15 protein-coding genes are annotated in these 16,745 nt (G+C 34.9%); all 15 read left to right on the plus strand.

Annotated features, from left to right (window positions below; genetic code table 11):
* Positions 1 to 20: 20 nt before the first annotated feature.
* The 15 genes from M1L66_RS04025 to M1L66_RS04095 are packed head-to-tail and all read left to right on the plus strand — an operon-like array spanning position 21 to position 16,740.
* Complete coding sequence (locus M1L66_RS04025) at positions 21 to 1,205, plus strand: DegT/DnrJ/EryC1/StrS family aminotransferase (RefSeq protein WP_434694191.1); 1,185 nt, start codon at positions 21 to 23, stop codon at positions 1,203 to 1,205.
* A gap of 27 nt (positions 1,206 to 1,232) precedes the next feature.
* Positions 1,233 to 1,883: a sugar transferase gene (locus tag M1L66_RS04030; RefSeq protein ID WP_434691079.1), complete on the plus strand. Its 651-nt coding sequence runs from the start codon at positions 1,233 to 1,235 to the stop codon at positions 1,881 to 1,883.
* Entirely contained in the window at positions 1,880 to 2,485 is a 606-nt protein-coding gene (locus tag M1L66_RS04035) for an acetyltransferase (protein ID WP_434691082.1), read from the plus strand. Before M1L66_RS04030 ends, M1L66_RS04035 begins: the two co-directional genes overlap by 4 nt.
* Positions 2,482 to 3,630 (plus strand): glycosyltransferase, encoded by a 1,149-nt coding sequence (locus M1L66_RS04040; RefSeq protein ID WP_434691085.1) that lies wholly within the window; start codon positions 2,482 to 2,484, stop codon positions 3,628 to 3,630. Before M1L66_RS04035 ends, M1L66_RS04040 begins: the two co-directional genes overlap by 4 nt.
* A gap of 23 nt (positions 3,631 to 3,653) precedes the next feature.
* On the plus strand, positions 3,654 to 4,826 hold the full coding sequence (locus M1L66_RS04045; RefSeq protein WP_110322902.1) for a glycosyltransferase family 4 protein: 1,173 nt from the start codon (positions 3,654 to 3,656) through the stop codon (positions 4,824 to 4,826).
* Between the two features lie 50 nt (positions 4,827 to 4,876).
* Positions 4,877 to 6,004, plus strand: coding sequence for a hypothetical protein (locus M1L66_RS04050; RefSeq protein ID WP_434691088.1), 1,128 nt, complete (start codon positions 4,877 to 4,879; stop codon positions 6,002 to 6,004).
* Between the two features lie 16 nt (positions 6,005 to 6,020).
* Positions 6,021 to 6,914 carry an ATP-grasp fold amidoligase family protein gene (locus tag M1L66_RS04055; RefSeq protein ID WP_025530864.1) on the plus strand — a complete coding sequence of 298 codons (894 nt, stop codon included), beginning with the start codon at positions 6,021 to 6,023 and terminating at the stop codon, positions 6,912 to 6,914.
* A gap of 9 nt (positions 6,915 to 6,923) precedes the next feature.
* The gene (locus M1L66_RS04060) at positions 6,924 to 8,447 is read left to right on the plus strand and encodes a sugar isomerase (RefSeq protein ID WP_434691091.1); all 1,524 of its coding nucleotides are present in this window, start codon (positions 6,924 to 6,926) and stop codon (positions 8,445 to 8,447) included.
* Between the two features lies 1 nt (position 8,448).
* Positions 8,449 to 9,417 carry a hypothetical protein gene (locus M1L66_RS04065; RefSeq protein WP_434691094.1) on the plus strand — a complete coding sequence of 323 codons (969 nt, stop codon included), beginning with the start codon at positions 8,449 to 8,451 and terminating at the stop codon, positions 9,415 to 9,417.
* Positions 9,418 to 9,425: 8 nt separating this feature from the next.
* Positions 9,426 to 10,463 carry an acyltransferase family protein gene (locus M1L66_RS04070; protein WP_434691096.1) on the plus strand — a complete coding sequence of 346 codons (1,038 nt, stop codon included), beginning with the start codon at positions 9,426 to 9,428 and terminating at the stop codon, positions 10,461 to 10,463.
* A 7-nt stretch (positions 10,464 to 10,470) separates the two neighbouring features.
* Positions 10,471 to 11,010, plus strand: coding sequence for a serine O-acetyltransferase (locus tag M1L66_RS04075; protein WP_434691099.1), 540 nt, complete (start codon positions 10,471 to 10,473; stop codon positions 11,008 to 11,010).
* A 16-nt stretch (positions 11,011 to 11,026) separates the two neighbouring features.
* Positions 11,027 to 12,070, plus strand: coding sequence for a glycosyltransferase family 2 protein (locus M1L66_RS04080; RefSeq protein WP_434691102.1), 1,044 nt, complete (start codon positions 11,027 to 11,029; stop codon positions 12,068 to 12,070).
* A 14-nt stretch (positions 12,071 to 12,084) separates the two neighbouring features.
* Positions 12,085 to 13,170, plus strand: a complete 1,086-nt coding sequence (locus tag M1L66_RS04085) for an NAD-dependent epimerase/dehydratase family protein (protein WP_434691105.1) — start codon at positions 12,085 to 12,087, stop codon at positions 13,168 to 13,170.
* Positions 13,171 to 13,215: 45 nt separating this feature from the next.
* Positions 13,216 to 14,457: a nucleotide sugar dehydrogenase gene (locus tag M1L66_RS04090; RefSeq protein WP_434691108.1), complete on the plus strand. Its 1,242-nt coding sequence runs from the start codon at positions 13,216 to 13,218 to the stop codon at positions 14,455 to 14,457.
* A gap of 27 nt (positions 14,458 to 14,484) precedes the next feature.
* Complete coding sequence (locus M1L66_RS04095; protein WP_434691111.1) at positions 14,485 to 16,740, plus strand: hypothetical protein; 2,256 nt, start codon at positions 14,485 to 14,487, stop codon at positions 16,738 to 16,740.
* Positions 16,741 to 16,745 lie beyond the last annotated feature (5 nt).

Consider the following 16,745-nt stretch of genomic DNA (forward strand, 5'->3'; position numbering starts at 1 on the left):
TATGGCTTTCATCTCCGACTATGCATGGAGAAGAAATAAAATATGTGCAGGAAGCCTATGAAACAAATTGGATGTCTACTATTGGTGAAAATATTAATGAAGTAGAACGCATTGTTAAGGAAAAAACCGGCTGCAAATATGCTGTTGCACTATCAACTGGTACAGCGGCACTCCACCTGGCAGTAAAACTCGCAGGAGTAAAACCAGGAGAAAAAGTGTTTTGTTCCGATTTAACATTTGATGCGACTGTTAACCCTGTTGTATATGAAATGGGGGATCCTGTATTTATTGATACGGAACGTGATACCTGGAATATGGATCCGGTAGCTTTAGAAAGAGCATTTGACCTTTATCCGGACGTCAAGGTTGTTGTGGTTGCACATCTTTATGGTACTCCAGGCAAAATTGATGAAATAAAGAAAATATGTAAAACGCATCATGCGTTAATTATAGAAGACGCAGCAGAATCATTTGGAGCTACATATAAAGGAAAGCAGACTGGTACCTTTGGCCAGTTTAGCTGTATTAGCTATAATGGAAATAAAATAATTACTGGATCTTGTGGAGGCATGCTTCTTACTGATGACTTGGAGGCAGCAAATAAAGTAAGAAAGTGGTCGACACAAAGCCGTGAAAAAGCGCCTTGGTATCAACACGAGGAGTTGGGATACAATTATCGTATGAGTAATGTTATAGCGGGAGTTGTCCGGGGGCAGCTCCCATATCTTGAGGAACATATTACACAGAAAAAGGCTATTTATATGCGTTATAAAGAAGGTTTTAAAGATATTCCAGTATCAATGAATCCATATGACAGCGAAAATTCTGAGCCGAATTTCTGGTTGTCTTGTATCCTTATCAATGAATGTGCAATGAGTAAGCAGGTGAGAGGTGAAAGAGAGGTTTTGTATGTTAGAGAAAATGGTAAGAGCTGTCCTACAGAAATTTTGGAGAAGCTGATGGAGTATAATATAGAAGGCCGGCCAATTTGGAAACCTATGCATATGCAGCCGCTTTACCGTATGAATGGTTTCATAACACAAGAAGGAAATGGGAGGGCAAGAACAAACGCATATGCCGAAGGCAGTAGTATGGATGTTGGCATGGATATATTTAATAGGGGAGTGTGCTTACCTTCGGATAACAAGATAACACCAGAACAACAAGATGTAATTATAACTATTATTCGCAATTGTTTTCAGTAATTTTTGTAAAACTGAAGGGTAGTAAATATGAGGACAGGATATGAGGTAAAAAAATTACATAGGCCATATGAAAAGTATTTTAAACGACCATTTGATCTTTTGTGCGGATTTGCAGCACTTATTGTTTTCTGTTGGTTATATATTATTTTAGCTATTATGATACGTATTAAATTAGGTAGTCCAATCTTATTTACTCAAGAAAGGCCAGGCAAGGACGAGAAAATCTTTAAATTATATAAATTTCGTACAATGACTGATGAAAAAGATGAGTATGGAAAACTTCTGCCAGATGAAATGAGATTAACAAGATTTGGAAAAATGCTGAGAGCGACTTCTCTTGATGAAATTCCAGAAGTATTTAACATTATTAAAGGAGATATGAGCGTGGTCGGACCACGCCCCTTATTAGTAAAATATCTGCCGCTTTACAGTGAAGAGCAAAAACACAGACATGATGTTCGCCCAGGGCTGTCAGGACATGCCCAGGTGAACGGACGTAATTCAGTATCCTGGGAAGAAAAATTTAAATTAGATGTTGAGTATGTGTATAACATTACTTTTTGGGGCGATCTAAAAATCATCTTCTGTACAGTTAGAAAGGCTTTTATAAAGAGAGAAGGTATTTCTTCCCAAACATCTGTTACGATGGAGGAGTTTAAGGGAACATCAAGAATATGAGAAAACTTGTAATTATTGGAGCATCAGGTCACGGTAAAGTAGTTGCAGATATTGCAGAAAAGAATGAATATAAAAATATTGTCTTTTTGGATGATAGCGAGTTGACTGAATGTGCTGGATTTCCAGTCGTAGGAAGGAGCACTGATGCCTGGTTATATAAAGAAACTTCAGAATTTGTAATTGCCATAGGAAAGGCAAACATCAGACAAAAAATTCAGGAAAGTCTTAAGGGATATAAATTTGCTGTTTTGGTGCATCCAAATGCTTCGGTTAGCCGAAATGTTGAAATTGGTAAAGGAACAGTAGTTATGGCTGGCGCAGTGATCAATTCCAATTCAGTGGTTGGAAGGGGCTGTATAATAAATACTGGCGCATCTATTGACCATGATGATAAGATCGGTGATTATGTACATATTTCAGTTGGCGCACATATTGCAGGAAGTGTAACTGTGGGAAGCAGGACTTGGTTAGGCATAGGAAGCTGTGTTATCAATAATTTGTATATATGCAGCGATTGTATGATTGGCGCTGGCACTGTCGTTATTAGAGATATATATGAGCGGGGGACGTATGTTGGAAATCCTGCAAGGAGAATTAGATGAAAAAAATTTGTTTTATAACCACCATACCATTGACTCTAAAATCTTTTGTTATAAACACAGCGATATACATTCATCAAAATACGGACTGGGATATTAGTTTTATTTGCAGTTATGATGTTGATTTTGCAAGGAGTTTACCAGATTATATTCATTATTTCCCGGTTACTATGAAACGTGGAATCAGTTTTTCGGGTATAAAATCAATAATTGAGATGCGTAAAATTTTTAAAAGGGAAAAATTTGATCTGATTCAGTACTCATCGCCTAATGCCTCTTTATATGCTGCAATTTCTGGGAAAGTGGCAGGAGTACCTGTTAGATTATATTGTCAGTGGGGGCTGGCCTTTATTGGATTTCATGGCCTGAAGCAAAAAATATTCGAAATAGAAGAAAAATTTGTATGCTCACTTTCTACATGGATTGAACCAGACAGTAATAGCAACTTAACTTTTGCACATGAAATCGGATTATACCCGAAACATAAAGGTGCAGTGATCTGGAATGGAAGCGCCTGCGGTGTTGATTTAAAGAAGTTTAATATTGCTAATAAAGAGAGGTATCGAATTGCGATCCGTAGTGGATTGAATATTCCTTTAAATGCATTTGTTTTTGGTTTTGTAGGCAGAATAACCCGTGACAAAGGAATTAACGAGTTATTAGAAGCTTTCAGAAGAATAAGCAGCAGAAATCGCTGTATTTACTTGTTGATGGTAGGACCAAATGAGACAGATGAAAATGTCAATTCTGAATTGTATCAGTGGTCAAAGAATTCCTCGCAAATTAGATATATAGGATATACAAGTGTCGTTGAACAGTATTTGGCAGCAATGGATACTTATATTCTTCCAAGTTATAGGGAAGGATTTGGAATGAGTGTTATTGAGGCAGAGGCTATGGGCGTTCCTGTTATTGTTACTGATATACCAGGTCCTATAGATGCAATGAAAGATCAGAAGACTGGCATAATCGTAAAAAAGGCAGATATTGATTCGCTGGAAAATGCTATGGATGTTTTATATGTAAATCCGGAAAAAACAAAAAAAATGGGGCAAAACGGTTACATATTTGCTATGACAGAATTCAACCAGGAACAGTTGTTTCAATATATACTGGAAGATCGTAAACGGCTCTTAAAAGACACTTAATAGATCGTAAAGGAGTTAACTAAATGAAAGCATTATTTTGCTATGATGGTCCTTTATATAAAGATGAAAATGGGGATTATTTTGATAGTATTTTAAATGACCAGATGTTTCAAAGATATTTTGCCGTTGCAGATGAACTTGAGGTTATCATAAGAACAAGACCCATTTCAAGAGAACAAGCAATTAAAAAAATGAGCCAACTGACTAATCCAATGATATCCATAATAGAGTGTCCTAATCTTTCATCATTTAGCGGAATGATTATAAATACTGACAAGGTAAAAAAAATACTAAAGGAAAGAATTCTAAATGCCGATTTAGTGTTTATTCGGCTGCCGAGTGTAATAGGAAATTACAGTATTGGTTTATGTAAAAGTTTGAAAAAAAAGTATTTAGTTGAAGTCGTCGGCTGTCCGTGGGACTCCTATTGGAATTACAGTATTAAAGGTAAATTAGTAGCCCCTTTTTCGGCAGTAATGATGCGCAGGCAGATAAGGAATGCTCCTTATGTTTTATATGTAACAAATAATTTTCTTCAAAAAAGATATCCTACGAAAGGAAAAAGTATTGGCTGTTCTAATGTTGAACTTCAACCAGCAACTACAGACGTTCTTATAAGCAGACTGAAGAAAATTTCGGAATATAAGAAGAATACAAAGTTAATTATAGGTACGGCTGCGGGGTTAGATGTTTTGTATAAAGGCCAGCAATATATAATTCAGGCTCTGGGGCAGCTAAAAAAACAGGGAATTGATTGCTTTGAGTATCAACTCATCGGGGGAGGAAAAGGAACTTACTTAAAAAAAGTTGCGGAGATGAATAACGTAGCGGATCAAATTAAGATCATAGGGCAAATGCCTCATGATGAAGTCTTTACTTGGCTCGATTCCATAGATATATATGCACAACCGAGCAGACAGGAGGGGCTGCCAAGAGCAATGATTGAAGCAATGAGCAGAGGAATACCTTGTATAGGTGCTAAGACAGCTGGTATACCAGAATTGATAGATAATAAGTATATTTTTACTAACTCTAAGACAGAAGTGGAGGAAATTAGTAACCTGCTGTTAGATATGAGATCGGAATGCTGTATTATGGAAAGACTGGCTTTCGAAAATTTTCATGAGGCTTTGAAATATCAGAGAAGTACATTAGTTGAACGACGAACAAGGTTTTTTATGAGCTTTGCAGAATAGATGCATACCTGTTTAATTAAGTTTCATGATTATATATGGGAGGTAGGTGGATGGGATATATCCTTATAGGAATCTATGTATTATTAGTATTATATCATCTTGTAAAGGATATTAACGGAGAAGTAAAATGGGCAATGGTATATATAACATTTGGCTTTCTGTTTTATTTATGCAGCCATTGTGAATATTTAAATACATATGATTTATCAAATTATAATGCTCAATACGCTTATTATAATCCTATGTGGGATAAATCTTTTACTCTCTATTATTTATTTTTAACTATGATGCGATTAGGTCAGATTGCGGAAATTAGTTTTGTTAACTGGTGGTGGATTACCTTAGCGGGAGCATTTTTAATAATAATAATTGCTATAAAAATTCATCAATTTAATCCTCATCATTTTCTTGTTTTTTTTATGATGTATTATATTGTAAATTTGTATACTGGTTTAAAGTTTTTTTACGGATTTTGCATCTACTTATTAGCGTCAGGTTTTTTATTGCGCGGAGGAAGAAAGAATAAACTATTATATATATTTTTAACGGCTATTGCAGGGGGAATGCATGTTATGTATTATGCATTTATTTTATTTGCACTTATTAATACAGATGTGCCTGCTTCTGTGGAAGAATGCAGCTTAAATATATATTCACATATACGACGTCATAGAATAATTCCAGTTCTGGTAATTGCTTCCCTGATATTAAGTTTTGTTTTGAGACTTAGTGGAAGTGCTAATGAATTTTTAAGCAGAATATTTTCTTTTATAGATTCTGATAAAATGGATGACTATTTGTCATTAAGCACGAAGGGAGGATTTTATATTCCGGTAATTATGCAGTTACTATCGTTATATCTAGCTTTTATAATAAAAAAACAGTCTAAAAAAACAAGTTTATTAAATCAACAATATACAGATGTTCTGTATTATTTTAATCTTCTGCAGGTGATATTTTACCCGCTATTTATGATATCTACAACATTCATGAGATTAATTACAGCCACATCGATGGTAACAATTGCTGCGGGCGGATATAATAAATTTGAATTGAAGCAGCGGAAGCGATTCAAAATAACTGGAGCTTCAGTTCTTATTGTTGCAGCCTCCCTGTTTAGACAATTAGTATTAGGGCATTGGTGGGAAACAGCAGTAGTTCCACTTTTCCACCTATAAATTAGGAAGGAAAAAAATGATAAAAACAAGATTAAAGCATTACTTAGCCTGGTTTCTGAATAAACCTGTTATACGTAGCATTACTCCGGCTAGTTGGTATTTATCTATTCGATATTATGAACATTTAGGAAAAAAATTAAATTTAAAAAATCCGGTTACATTTAATGAGAAGCTGCAATGGTTAAAAATTTATAATCATAAACCAGAGTATACAATAATGGTAGATAAATATGCGGTTCGGCAGTATATCTCTAAAACAATAGGTAAAGAGTATTTAATTCCTTTGGCAGGAGGCCCTTGGGACAAATTTGATGATATTGAATTTGAGCAGCTACCGGATCAGTTTGTACTGAAATGTACACATGATAGTGCAAGTGTTGTGATTTGTAAAGATAAATATAATTTTGATAAGGAAAAGGCCAGGCAGAAAATTAACGCAGCATTAAAGTATAATTTCTATTGGTATGGAAGAGAATGGCCATATAAAAATGTTAAACCTAAAATTATAGCAGAAAAATTTATGGTTGATGACTGTGGAGATTCCGACTTAAAAGACTACAAATTTATGTGCTTTAACGGAGTTGTAAAATGTAGTTTTGTATGTACAGAAAGATTTTCTGGTAATTTGCGTGTTACATTTTTTGATAGAGATTGGAATGTTATGCCATTCTCACGAACCTATCAAGTCAGCGAAAAAGAGATACCTAAACCGGCCAATTATAATCAGATGTTAGAATTGGCAGAACAATTATCCCGGAATATACCATTTATCAGAGTTGATTTTTATGAGATTAATGGGAGAATATATTTTGGTGAGTTGACGTTTTTTCCGGGGTGTGGATTTGAGGCATTTCATCCAGAATCATGGGATAAAAAACTTGGTGATTGGATAATTTTAAAGAAGCAATAGAGGAATATTATGAACGAAATGAGAAAAATATACCTTAGACGAAATACATTAATGTCTATAGTATTTGAGATATTAACTATAATATGTGGTTTTATCTTACCGCGATACATATTACTATATTTTGGATCTGATACAAATGGGCTGGTATCTTCCATTTCACAATTTTTAGGGTTTATTTCTTTATGTGAATTAGGAATGGGAGCTGTTGTTCCAGCTAGTTTATATAAACCCCTGGCCGAAAATAATCAAAACAAAATTAGCAGTATTGTAGTATCTGCGCAAAGATTTTATAGATTTATTGGAATTCTAATGCTGATTTACATAGCAGCATTAATTGCTTTTTATCCCAACTTAGTCAAGGATTCTTTTAACTTTACATTTACTGCATCATTAATAGGCATTGTATCTATTAGTATATTTGCCCAATACTTTTTTGGAATTACATATTCGCTTTTACTAAAAGCAGATCAAAAGCAATACATATCATTTATTGTTAATAGTGTAACACTAGTTTTGAATACGTTAATTTCGGTGGCTCTTATCAAGTGGGGATATAGTATTCATACCGTAAAATTAGTTTCTGCAATTATATTTGTTGCAAGACCGTTCTTTTTGACGATTTATGTGAAAAAGCATTATGCTCTTAATTTAGAAATTAAATATAAGGATGAGCCTATTAAACAAAAGTGGAATGGAATTGCTCAGCATCTGGCTAGTACAGTGCAGGAAAAAACAGATACTATAATTTTGACGTTATTCTCTACACTATTAAATGTTAGTGTGTATGGTGTTTATTTTATGGTGATAAACGGGATGAGGGGCCTCGTATATTCTCTGACTGCCGGTATGTCCGCGTTGATTGGCAATATGTTGGCTAGAAATGAAAAAAAAGAGTTAGTGGCTGTTTTTGAAAAGTTTGAGTGGGTAATGCATACGTTAACAACGTTGATCTTTACGATTACTGGTTTGCTCGTTGTACCATTTGTTCAAGTGTACACAAATGGGATATCAGATGCTAATGATTATATAGTTCCTGGTTTTGCTCTCATTATGTCTATTGCTATTGCAGCGCGATGCATCCAGATGCCATATAATGTTGTTGTTCAGGCAGCGGGGCATTTTAAAGAGACTCAAGCAAGCGCTATCATTGAGCCGGTTGTTAATATCATGATTTCTGTGATTATGGTGTTCAAATTTGGCTTGGTAGGAGTAGCAATTGGTACACTGGTTTCAATGATTTATCGTGTCTTATACCTGGCATTTTATTTAATGAAAAATATTATATATATTAAAGCAGGCAGCTTTTTTAAACAATTATTAGCAGACAGTATGTCTGCTTTTATTATGGTCTTTTCAGTTTCTTTCATTAATATTAATGTTGACAGTTATATTAAGTGGATAGGCGTGGCAATTGTGATCACTTTTATATGTGGCATTGAATGCATTGGAATTAATATAATATTCTATAAAAAATATGCCATTAGTAGTATTAATTTATTTATCAATAAATTGATCAGGATAGGTGGAAGATAAAATGATTAATGGAGAAACAACTTACATATATCTTCTTAGCGATCCAATGTCGCAGTTTACAATGCTGGATCTTCAAATGCTGAATAATGTGAAGCTAGTGAATAAACATAAGCTTTTTAAAAACAAAGTGTTAAATATTCTTTCCAAAGGCCATTTATCTTTAAAAGCAAACAAATTTATAAGTTTGCCCTTAAAAAATATTTGGTATAAAAAATTATTGCGATATAAAAGTGATAAAAAAGTTGTTGTGATTATGTCACCTCCATGGTATGACAGGCAGCTTATAAAATTTCTTAGAAAAAATTATTTTAATTGTAAACTGATTCTGCACTTCCATGATATTGTGGCAAAAGACCTAAAATACAATAAACAATTAAAGATAGAACGAATAAAAAAAGATTTTGATCAAATCATTGTTTATAACCAGGCAGATGCTGAGACGTATGGATTTGTTTATCACCCGGTCGGATATGCGCCCCCGTCTAAAGAAGAACTAAAAAAATACCCTTACAGTGATTTAGTGTTTATTGGAGCGGCTAAAGACAGATTGGATGATATAAGGAACATATATAAAAGAATGACTGCAGCAGGGCTTATTTGTGATTTTTATGTAACAGAGGTACCTAATGATCAAAGAAGGGCTGATGGTATTATTTATGGCGATAAGTTTCTTCCTTATTCGGAGTGTTTAGCACGTGAGGCGGCTTCAAATTGTCTGCTTGAAATACTCCAGGGAGGATCGAAAGGGAGGACCTATCGAATGATGGATGCAATTATTTATAATAAAAAACTAATTACTAATTGTGAAGAGATAGTGAGGCTTCCTTATTACAATGAAAATAGGATCCATTTTTTTAATAATATAAATCAAATTAGTATAGATTTTGTGCGAAATCGTAAAGAAATAGATTACGGATATAAAAATGATTTCTCTAATATAACATTTTTGAACTTTATAGATTCATTATGAGGAAATGTATGGATAGAAATAGAACAATCGATGTTGCAAAAGGCATTGCTATATTAATGATTATAGATGTGCATCTTCAAAGCGGGGCTGTCTTTTTGGTCGGAGAAACTTTTCATGTTGTAACGTTCTTTGTGATATCTGGAATTATTATTGGGAGTGATAAGAAAAAATATGAAAAAGAAACTATTTATAGTTTTGCTGTTAAAAAAATTAAAAGTCTTATCTATCCATATGGCGCTATGAGTATTTTATTTATTCTTTTTATGGTATTTATTTCACTTTTGAAAGATAATTCACTATTTTCGGACAGGGTTTCTAGTGCGGTAATAGAAGCAGTTACTTTTCAAGGGGTAGGTACTCTTTGGTTTCTGCCAGTATTGTTTTTTGCTGAATTGATTGCTTTTGCTTATTCAAAAATTTTTAGGCGTTTTGGAGGCATTCAGTGGGCAATATGTATGGGGGTTATTGCTGTATATATTAGCTGGCTTTTTGAAAAATGTGAATTACCTGAAGGGATAATGCTCATGTTGTCTTCTTCTATCGCAGCAGGGTTTATAGCAATTGGATATGATATTTCACCGTTCTTTTATAAGCTGTCGGTTAAGAGTAGAAAACATTTGTTTACTGTGATAGTTGGTTCTTTATCTATGTTTTTTATAAATAAATATTTTGTCCGTTTTTATGAAGCAGATATTCACATACTGAAAATAGGGGATCCGGCAATATATTTTGTGTGTTCCATGTCGGGTGTAGTATTTGCCTTAGCCTTATCCTGCATTTTTAGTTACGTTAAATGGTTGGATTCTCTTTTCTCATTTTTGGGAAAGAATTCGTTAATAATTATGACAACTCATAAGGAATATTATATTACTTATGCAGTCTATCTGTTTTTATTAAAAACATTTGGCGGTTCATGCGGCCAGTTGCTATTTGGACTTCTGTCATTAGTTTTAATCGTGACGATTGAGCTTATTTTAATCTTGATCATTACAAAAACACCTCTGAAGTATCTGTATAAGTTACCTGAAATAAATATAAAAAGATAGGAGATATATGATTTCAAGCAAACAAGATTATAAAAATTATATATTAGCTGATAAAAAGGCCAATCATATAAATGACTTTTATCATAATAGATTGATGATCACATGGAAATATTTAAAATGTATGAGAAGACTGGAATATGTGGTTAATTGTAAACATGGATTTTTAGCAAAGATCTTGAAAACCTGGTTAAAATTTAGATTGTATAAGCTTAGTGTAAAATCTGGTTTAACGATCCCAGTCAATACTTTTGGCAAAGGTTTATATATTGCCCATCATGGGGCAGTAATTGTTAATCCGACTGCTCGTTTCGGAGATAATTGTGTGATTCAGAATGGTGTTAATATTTCAGAAAAAGTTAATGGGGGAAATCATATATATCTTGGAACAGGTGCGAAAATTTTAATCGGTGTATGTCTCGCGGATGACGTGATTGTAGGTGCTAACGCTGTTGTAACAAAAAGCGTAGAAATTCCAAATATTGTAGTGGCAGGGATACCTGCAAAAAAGATTTCTGATAACGGATATAGAAATAGGCTTAGTGTGTAATTGCCTGGAGGATATAATGAAATTTTCATGTGTTTTACCTGTATACAATACTGAAAAAGAGGCTTTGCATCAATGTATAAGTTCTGTGCTCAATCAGACTTTTAAGGATTATGAAATTATTCTGGTGGATGATGGATCAAATCGGAAAACGGCATTTATATGTGATTGTTATGCAGATCAATACTCAAATATCAAAGTAATTCATCAAGATAATATGGGATTAGCAGGAGCTCGTAATACAGGCATTGATCACGTATCAGGAGATTGGATTGTACATATTGATGCTGATGATTGGATTGATGCTGATTTACTTCAAAAATTATCGTGTGCAATAGAAAATAACATTTGTGATATTGTTTTTTGGGGCTATCGTGCATGTATCGGAAATAAGAAAGTAGAGTATTTGTTGAAAAATGAATCTATTATGGAAGATATATATGAGATTCGCAAGCATGATATGATTAAAGCCATTATGTTTGCAAGTAAGAAATTTAATGATGTTGCATTGAATACTACTTGGGGAAAAGCATTTAGAACGAAATACGTTAAACAGAATAACTTAAAATTTAATCCAGATTTAAAACGTTCTCAGGATGTTATTTATAATCTTTATGCGTTTGACTGTGCAGAAGAGGTTTTATACCTGCCGACAGCCTCATATAATTATCGGCTTGATAATGATTCACTTTCAAGAGGATATAATATTAAAACATTTGAACGAATGACTAAGACTGCAAATGCATGTCTGGAATTTGCAGAAAAACATTCAGATACACCAGAATATAAAATAGCCGCTTTCGTATTTTGTAGAAGGTGTTTCAGAAATATTATACTGCAGGATTATATGAATAAATCAAATCCACAGAAGCGAGGAATTAAAAAAAGGAGATTTAAAGAAGGATTAATTCAAGAACCATATAAAACCGCTTTTTCAATGGTAAATATAAGAGATAATGAAGAACGGGATCACATAGAATCACATATGATTGCAAAGGGACAATATGACATATTGTCCCTTTATTGGACTGTAAGAAAAATTGCCAGAATGATTAGAAGATAGGAGAGAGTAATTAAATGCAAACAATATGTTTAAATGCAAAAACAATCTTGGTAACAGGGGCTGCCGGCTTTATTGGATCGAATCTGATCTTGGAACTTTTTCGCTGTGCTATTCCAATAAACATCATTGGAATAGATAATCTGAATGAATATTATGATGTATCTCTAAAAGAATATCGCTTAAAACAAATAGAGGAAACAATAAAGATTTATCCGGAATCAAACTGGACATTTATCAGAGGAAATATTGCTGATCGAAGTATTATTGATTTTGTTTTTAAAAACTACAAACCAGATCTTGTGATCAATTTTGCTGCCCAAGCAGGTGTACGCTATTCAATTACCAACCCGGATGCATACATTGAGTCTAACCTGATAGGTTTTTATAACCTTCTGGAAGCTTGCCGCCATTCCTATGATAATGGTGCAAAAGGAGTTGAACATTTTGTGTATGCGTCTTCAAGTTCTGTATATGGTGCAAATAAAAAGGTGCCATATTCTATTGAGGATAAGGTAGATAATCCGGTATCACTTTACGCAGCCACAAAGAAGTCAAATGAATTAATGGCTCATGCATATAGTAAGCTTTATAATATCCCGTCCACCGGTTTGCGCTTTTTTACAGTTTATGGTCCGGCTGGACGACCGGATATGGCATATTTCGGTTTTACAAATAAACTTCTGAGCGGTGATACGATTCAAATATTTAACTATGGTAATTGTGAGAGAGATTTTACATATATTGATGATATTGTTGAGGGCGTAAAGTTAGTAATGCAGGCGCCCCCAGAGAGAGTGCTTGGCGAGGATGGTCTTCCTGTGCCCCCGTATGCTGTTTATAACATAGGTAACAATAAACCTGAAAATTTATTGAATTTCGTGGATATTCTGCAACAAGAATTAATCAGAGCAAAAGTAATCCCGCAAGACTATGATTTTGACGGACATAAAAAATTAGTTGCCATGCAGCCTGGTGATGTTCCTATTACTTATGCAGATATAAGTCCAATGATGCAAGAATTTAACTTTAAACCGAGAACTGGCTTAAGAGAGGGACTTCGGATGTTTGCACTGTGGTATAAGGAATTTTACAAAATATAGTATAAAGATCTGCTTTGGTATAAGCAGTAGAAGGAGACAGAAGAAATGAGTGGTTTGAAAATCGCAGTGGCAGGGACGGGATATGTAGGGCTTTCAATTGCTACATTATTGGCACAGCATAATCAGGTGACAGCTGTGGACATTGTAGCCGAAAAGGTGGAACTAATTAATAAGAAAAGGTCACCAATTCAAGATGAATACATTGAGAAATATTTATCAGATAAAGAACTTAATCTAACGGCAACATTGGATGCGGAATCAGCTTATAGCGATGCTGATTTTGTAGTCATTGCGGCACCAACAAATTACGATAGTAAGAAAAATTATTTTGATACTTCAGCGGTAGAGGCAGTAATAGATCTAGTCATGAAATATAATCCGAATGCAGTAATGATAATAAAATCAACAGTACCAGTTGGTTATACTGCGGCGATAAGAGAAAAAATGAGCAGCAAAAATATTCTTTTTAGTCCGGAATTTCTAAGAGAATCAAAAGCTCTTTATGATAATTTGTATCCCTCCCGCATTATTGTGGGAACTTGTATGGAAGATGAAAGACTTATACAGGCTGCTCAAATATTTTCTGAGCTTCTTAAGGAAGGTGCGATTAAATCAGATATTGAAACTCTTTTTATGGGCTTTACAGAGGCGGAAGCAGTGAAATTATTTGCAAATACATATTTAGCATTAAGAGTTTCTTATTTTAATGAACTGGATACTTATGCTGAGCTAAAAGGATTAGATACACGACAGATTATTAACGGTGTATGTCTTGATCCGCGAATAGGAACACACTACAATAACCCATCTTTTGGTTACGGTGGCTATTGTTTGCCAAAGGATACGAAACAATTGCTTGCCAACTATGATGATGTACCAGAAAACTTGATTGAAGCAATTGTAGAAAGTAATAGGACCAGAAAGGACTTTATTGCTGATCGTGTCTTAGAAAAGGCTGGCTATTATACAGCAAATAGTAACTGGAGTGAAGCAAAGGAACACCTAGTGGTAGTGGGCGTGTATCGACTGACAATGAAGAGTAATTCAGATAATTTTCGTCAGAGCAGTATTCAGGGGGTTATGAAGCGAATCAAGGCAAAGGGGGCATCTGTGATAATTTATGAGCCATCTTTGAAAGATGGTGATACATTTTTTGGAAGTATAATTGTGAATAATTTAGATGAATTTAAATGGAAGTCACATGCTATTATTGCCAATCGTTATGATAGATGTCTGGAGGACGTGAAAGAGAAGGTTTATACAAGAGATATCTTCTACCGTGACTAGATGAGATTATTGGAAGAAAGGCGCTTTATGAAGAAACTAAAATATATAGGTCTGGTAATGTTGGTATTGTTCCTGTTAACTGTCTTACCGTTTTCTGCCTTTGCAGCAGAAGGATGGCAGCAGAATGAGGAAGGGCATTGGACGTATATTGAGAATAATGAAAAGGTGACTGGTCAATGGGTGACGTGGCCAGATAACTCCTTACGTTTTGTGGACAAGGAGGGAATCATTGTCACTTCTAACTGGATTAATTATCAGAGTAACCGGTATTACGTAAATAACGAAGGAAAGCGTTATGAAGATTCATGGTTCAGTATTACAACTAATCCCTCCCAGCCGGGCAGAAAGCAGACCATCACCTGGTATTACGCCGGTTCAGATGGAATAATACTAAAAAATGGCTGGTATTTGATTGATAAAAACTGGTACTATTTTTATCCGGGAGGAAATTCTCCGAGGAATGTATTTTTTAATATTGGGGACAAGCGTTATTACGTGGATGAAAATGGAGCCAGAAGACAGGAATGTTGGTTTTCTGTCACTTCAGTAAATTCAGCGGGTATATCCTACACAAATTGGTACTATGCTGATTCAGATGGAGCGTTGCTTCGAAATGGCTGGCACGAATTGCAAGGAAAGTCTTATTATTTTGATATAAATGGAAACTCTCCGCGGAATAATTGGGTAAATATAGATTTAAACCGATATTACGTGGACACAGATGGTGTGCGTATGCAGAATGGCTGGTTTAGCATTGAAGGTGTAAATGGATATGGTCAAAAGTTTGAAAACTGGTATTATGCAGATTCTGATGGCCTCATAAAACGATGGGGCTGGAATCAAATCGGAGAAAACTGGTATTATTTTGATAATAATGGTACATCTTATCGCAGCCGGTGGTATGTAGATGGTAAAAAGAAACGATATTATTTAGATACAGATGGAGTACTTAAAGCAAATGGGTGGTTTTCCGTAACAGCCGGAAATGCTGCAGCTAATAATTTGAAAACAACATGGTACTATGCAGATGAAAATGGCGCTATATGCCAGGATGGATTTTATGAGATCGCCGGAAAGATGTATTATTTTGATGTCAATGGAAATATGATGCGAAACTGGTGGAGAAACAGGCCAAGCGGCGAAAAAAAATACGTTGGTGATAATGGTGCATTATATGAAAATGAGTGGTTCAGTATAAGTGGATTAGTTGGCAACGGTGCTTCATATACACGATGGTACTATGCGGGTAATGACGGAAAAATTTATCAGGATGGCTGGTATACTATAAACGAAAAAAAATACAGATTTAAAAGCGGCGGCGAGTTGGTGACCGGCTGGAATGGCAACGATGATGAAAGTAATCTTTATTACTGCGGAGAAGATGGGGCCAGAGTTTATGGCTGGCAATGGCTGAAAATTCCGGATGACTGGTCAAATGATAACGAGGCAGTATCCGAGTATATCAGTAATTATGGGGAATATGCATATTTTTATTTCGATCCGCAAAGTGGCAAGAAGAAGTATAGCACCTCAGGAACATATCGGGAGCTTAAGGTTGATGATAAAGTGTACTGTTTTGATTCTAAGGGGATCATGCAGATGGGCTGGGTACTGGTAAAAAACGTAAGTCCAGCAATAAAAGGATACCGATATTATGTTTCTAATGCAGAAACTTTTTCTTTAGAGAAAGCGGGCGAGAGGTTAGAAAATACTTGGATGATGTTGGAGAGCCCTGAGAATATTGACGGTGGCTCTGACCAGGGAAAATATTATTTTGCGTCAGGCGGAGAACCAGTTTGCGGAGTTTCTGGAAAATATAAAATTAAAAAGATTAACGGCATGCAGTACGCATTTGATGTTTATGGAAATGCAGCCTGGGGACTTCTGGAGATAGATAATGCATTTTATTATTTTGGAGATTCTGAAAAAAACTGTGCAGGTGTAACAGGTAGATGTTCATTAGTAGATGGTACAGACAATAGAAAATCTATTTACCGTTTTGACAGTTCGGGGAAAGGGGTTACTGGAATTAAAGACGGGTATTTCTATTATAACGGGAAACTCCAGAAGGCAGATCCGGCTGCCAAATATGAAGCATTTGATGTTCCGGAAACGGGACTGCGTTTAATTAATTCGTCAGGTAAAGTAATGAAGCAGGCAAAGGTGGAAGACGGAGATGGAGGGGAATGGAAGACAAATACTTCTGGTATAATCACACAGTTTGGATCTGACTGTGTTACACAAATTGTGGAACCAGAGGCAACAGCAATTGCTCCGGATTAAGCTGC

Origin of the sequence: Hungatella sp. SB206, assembly GCF_051132295.1 — a bacterium.
Taxonomy (GTDB): domain Bacteria; phylum Bacillota; class Clostridia; order Lachnospirales; family Lachnospiraceae; genus Hungatella; species Hungatella effluvii.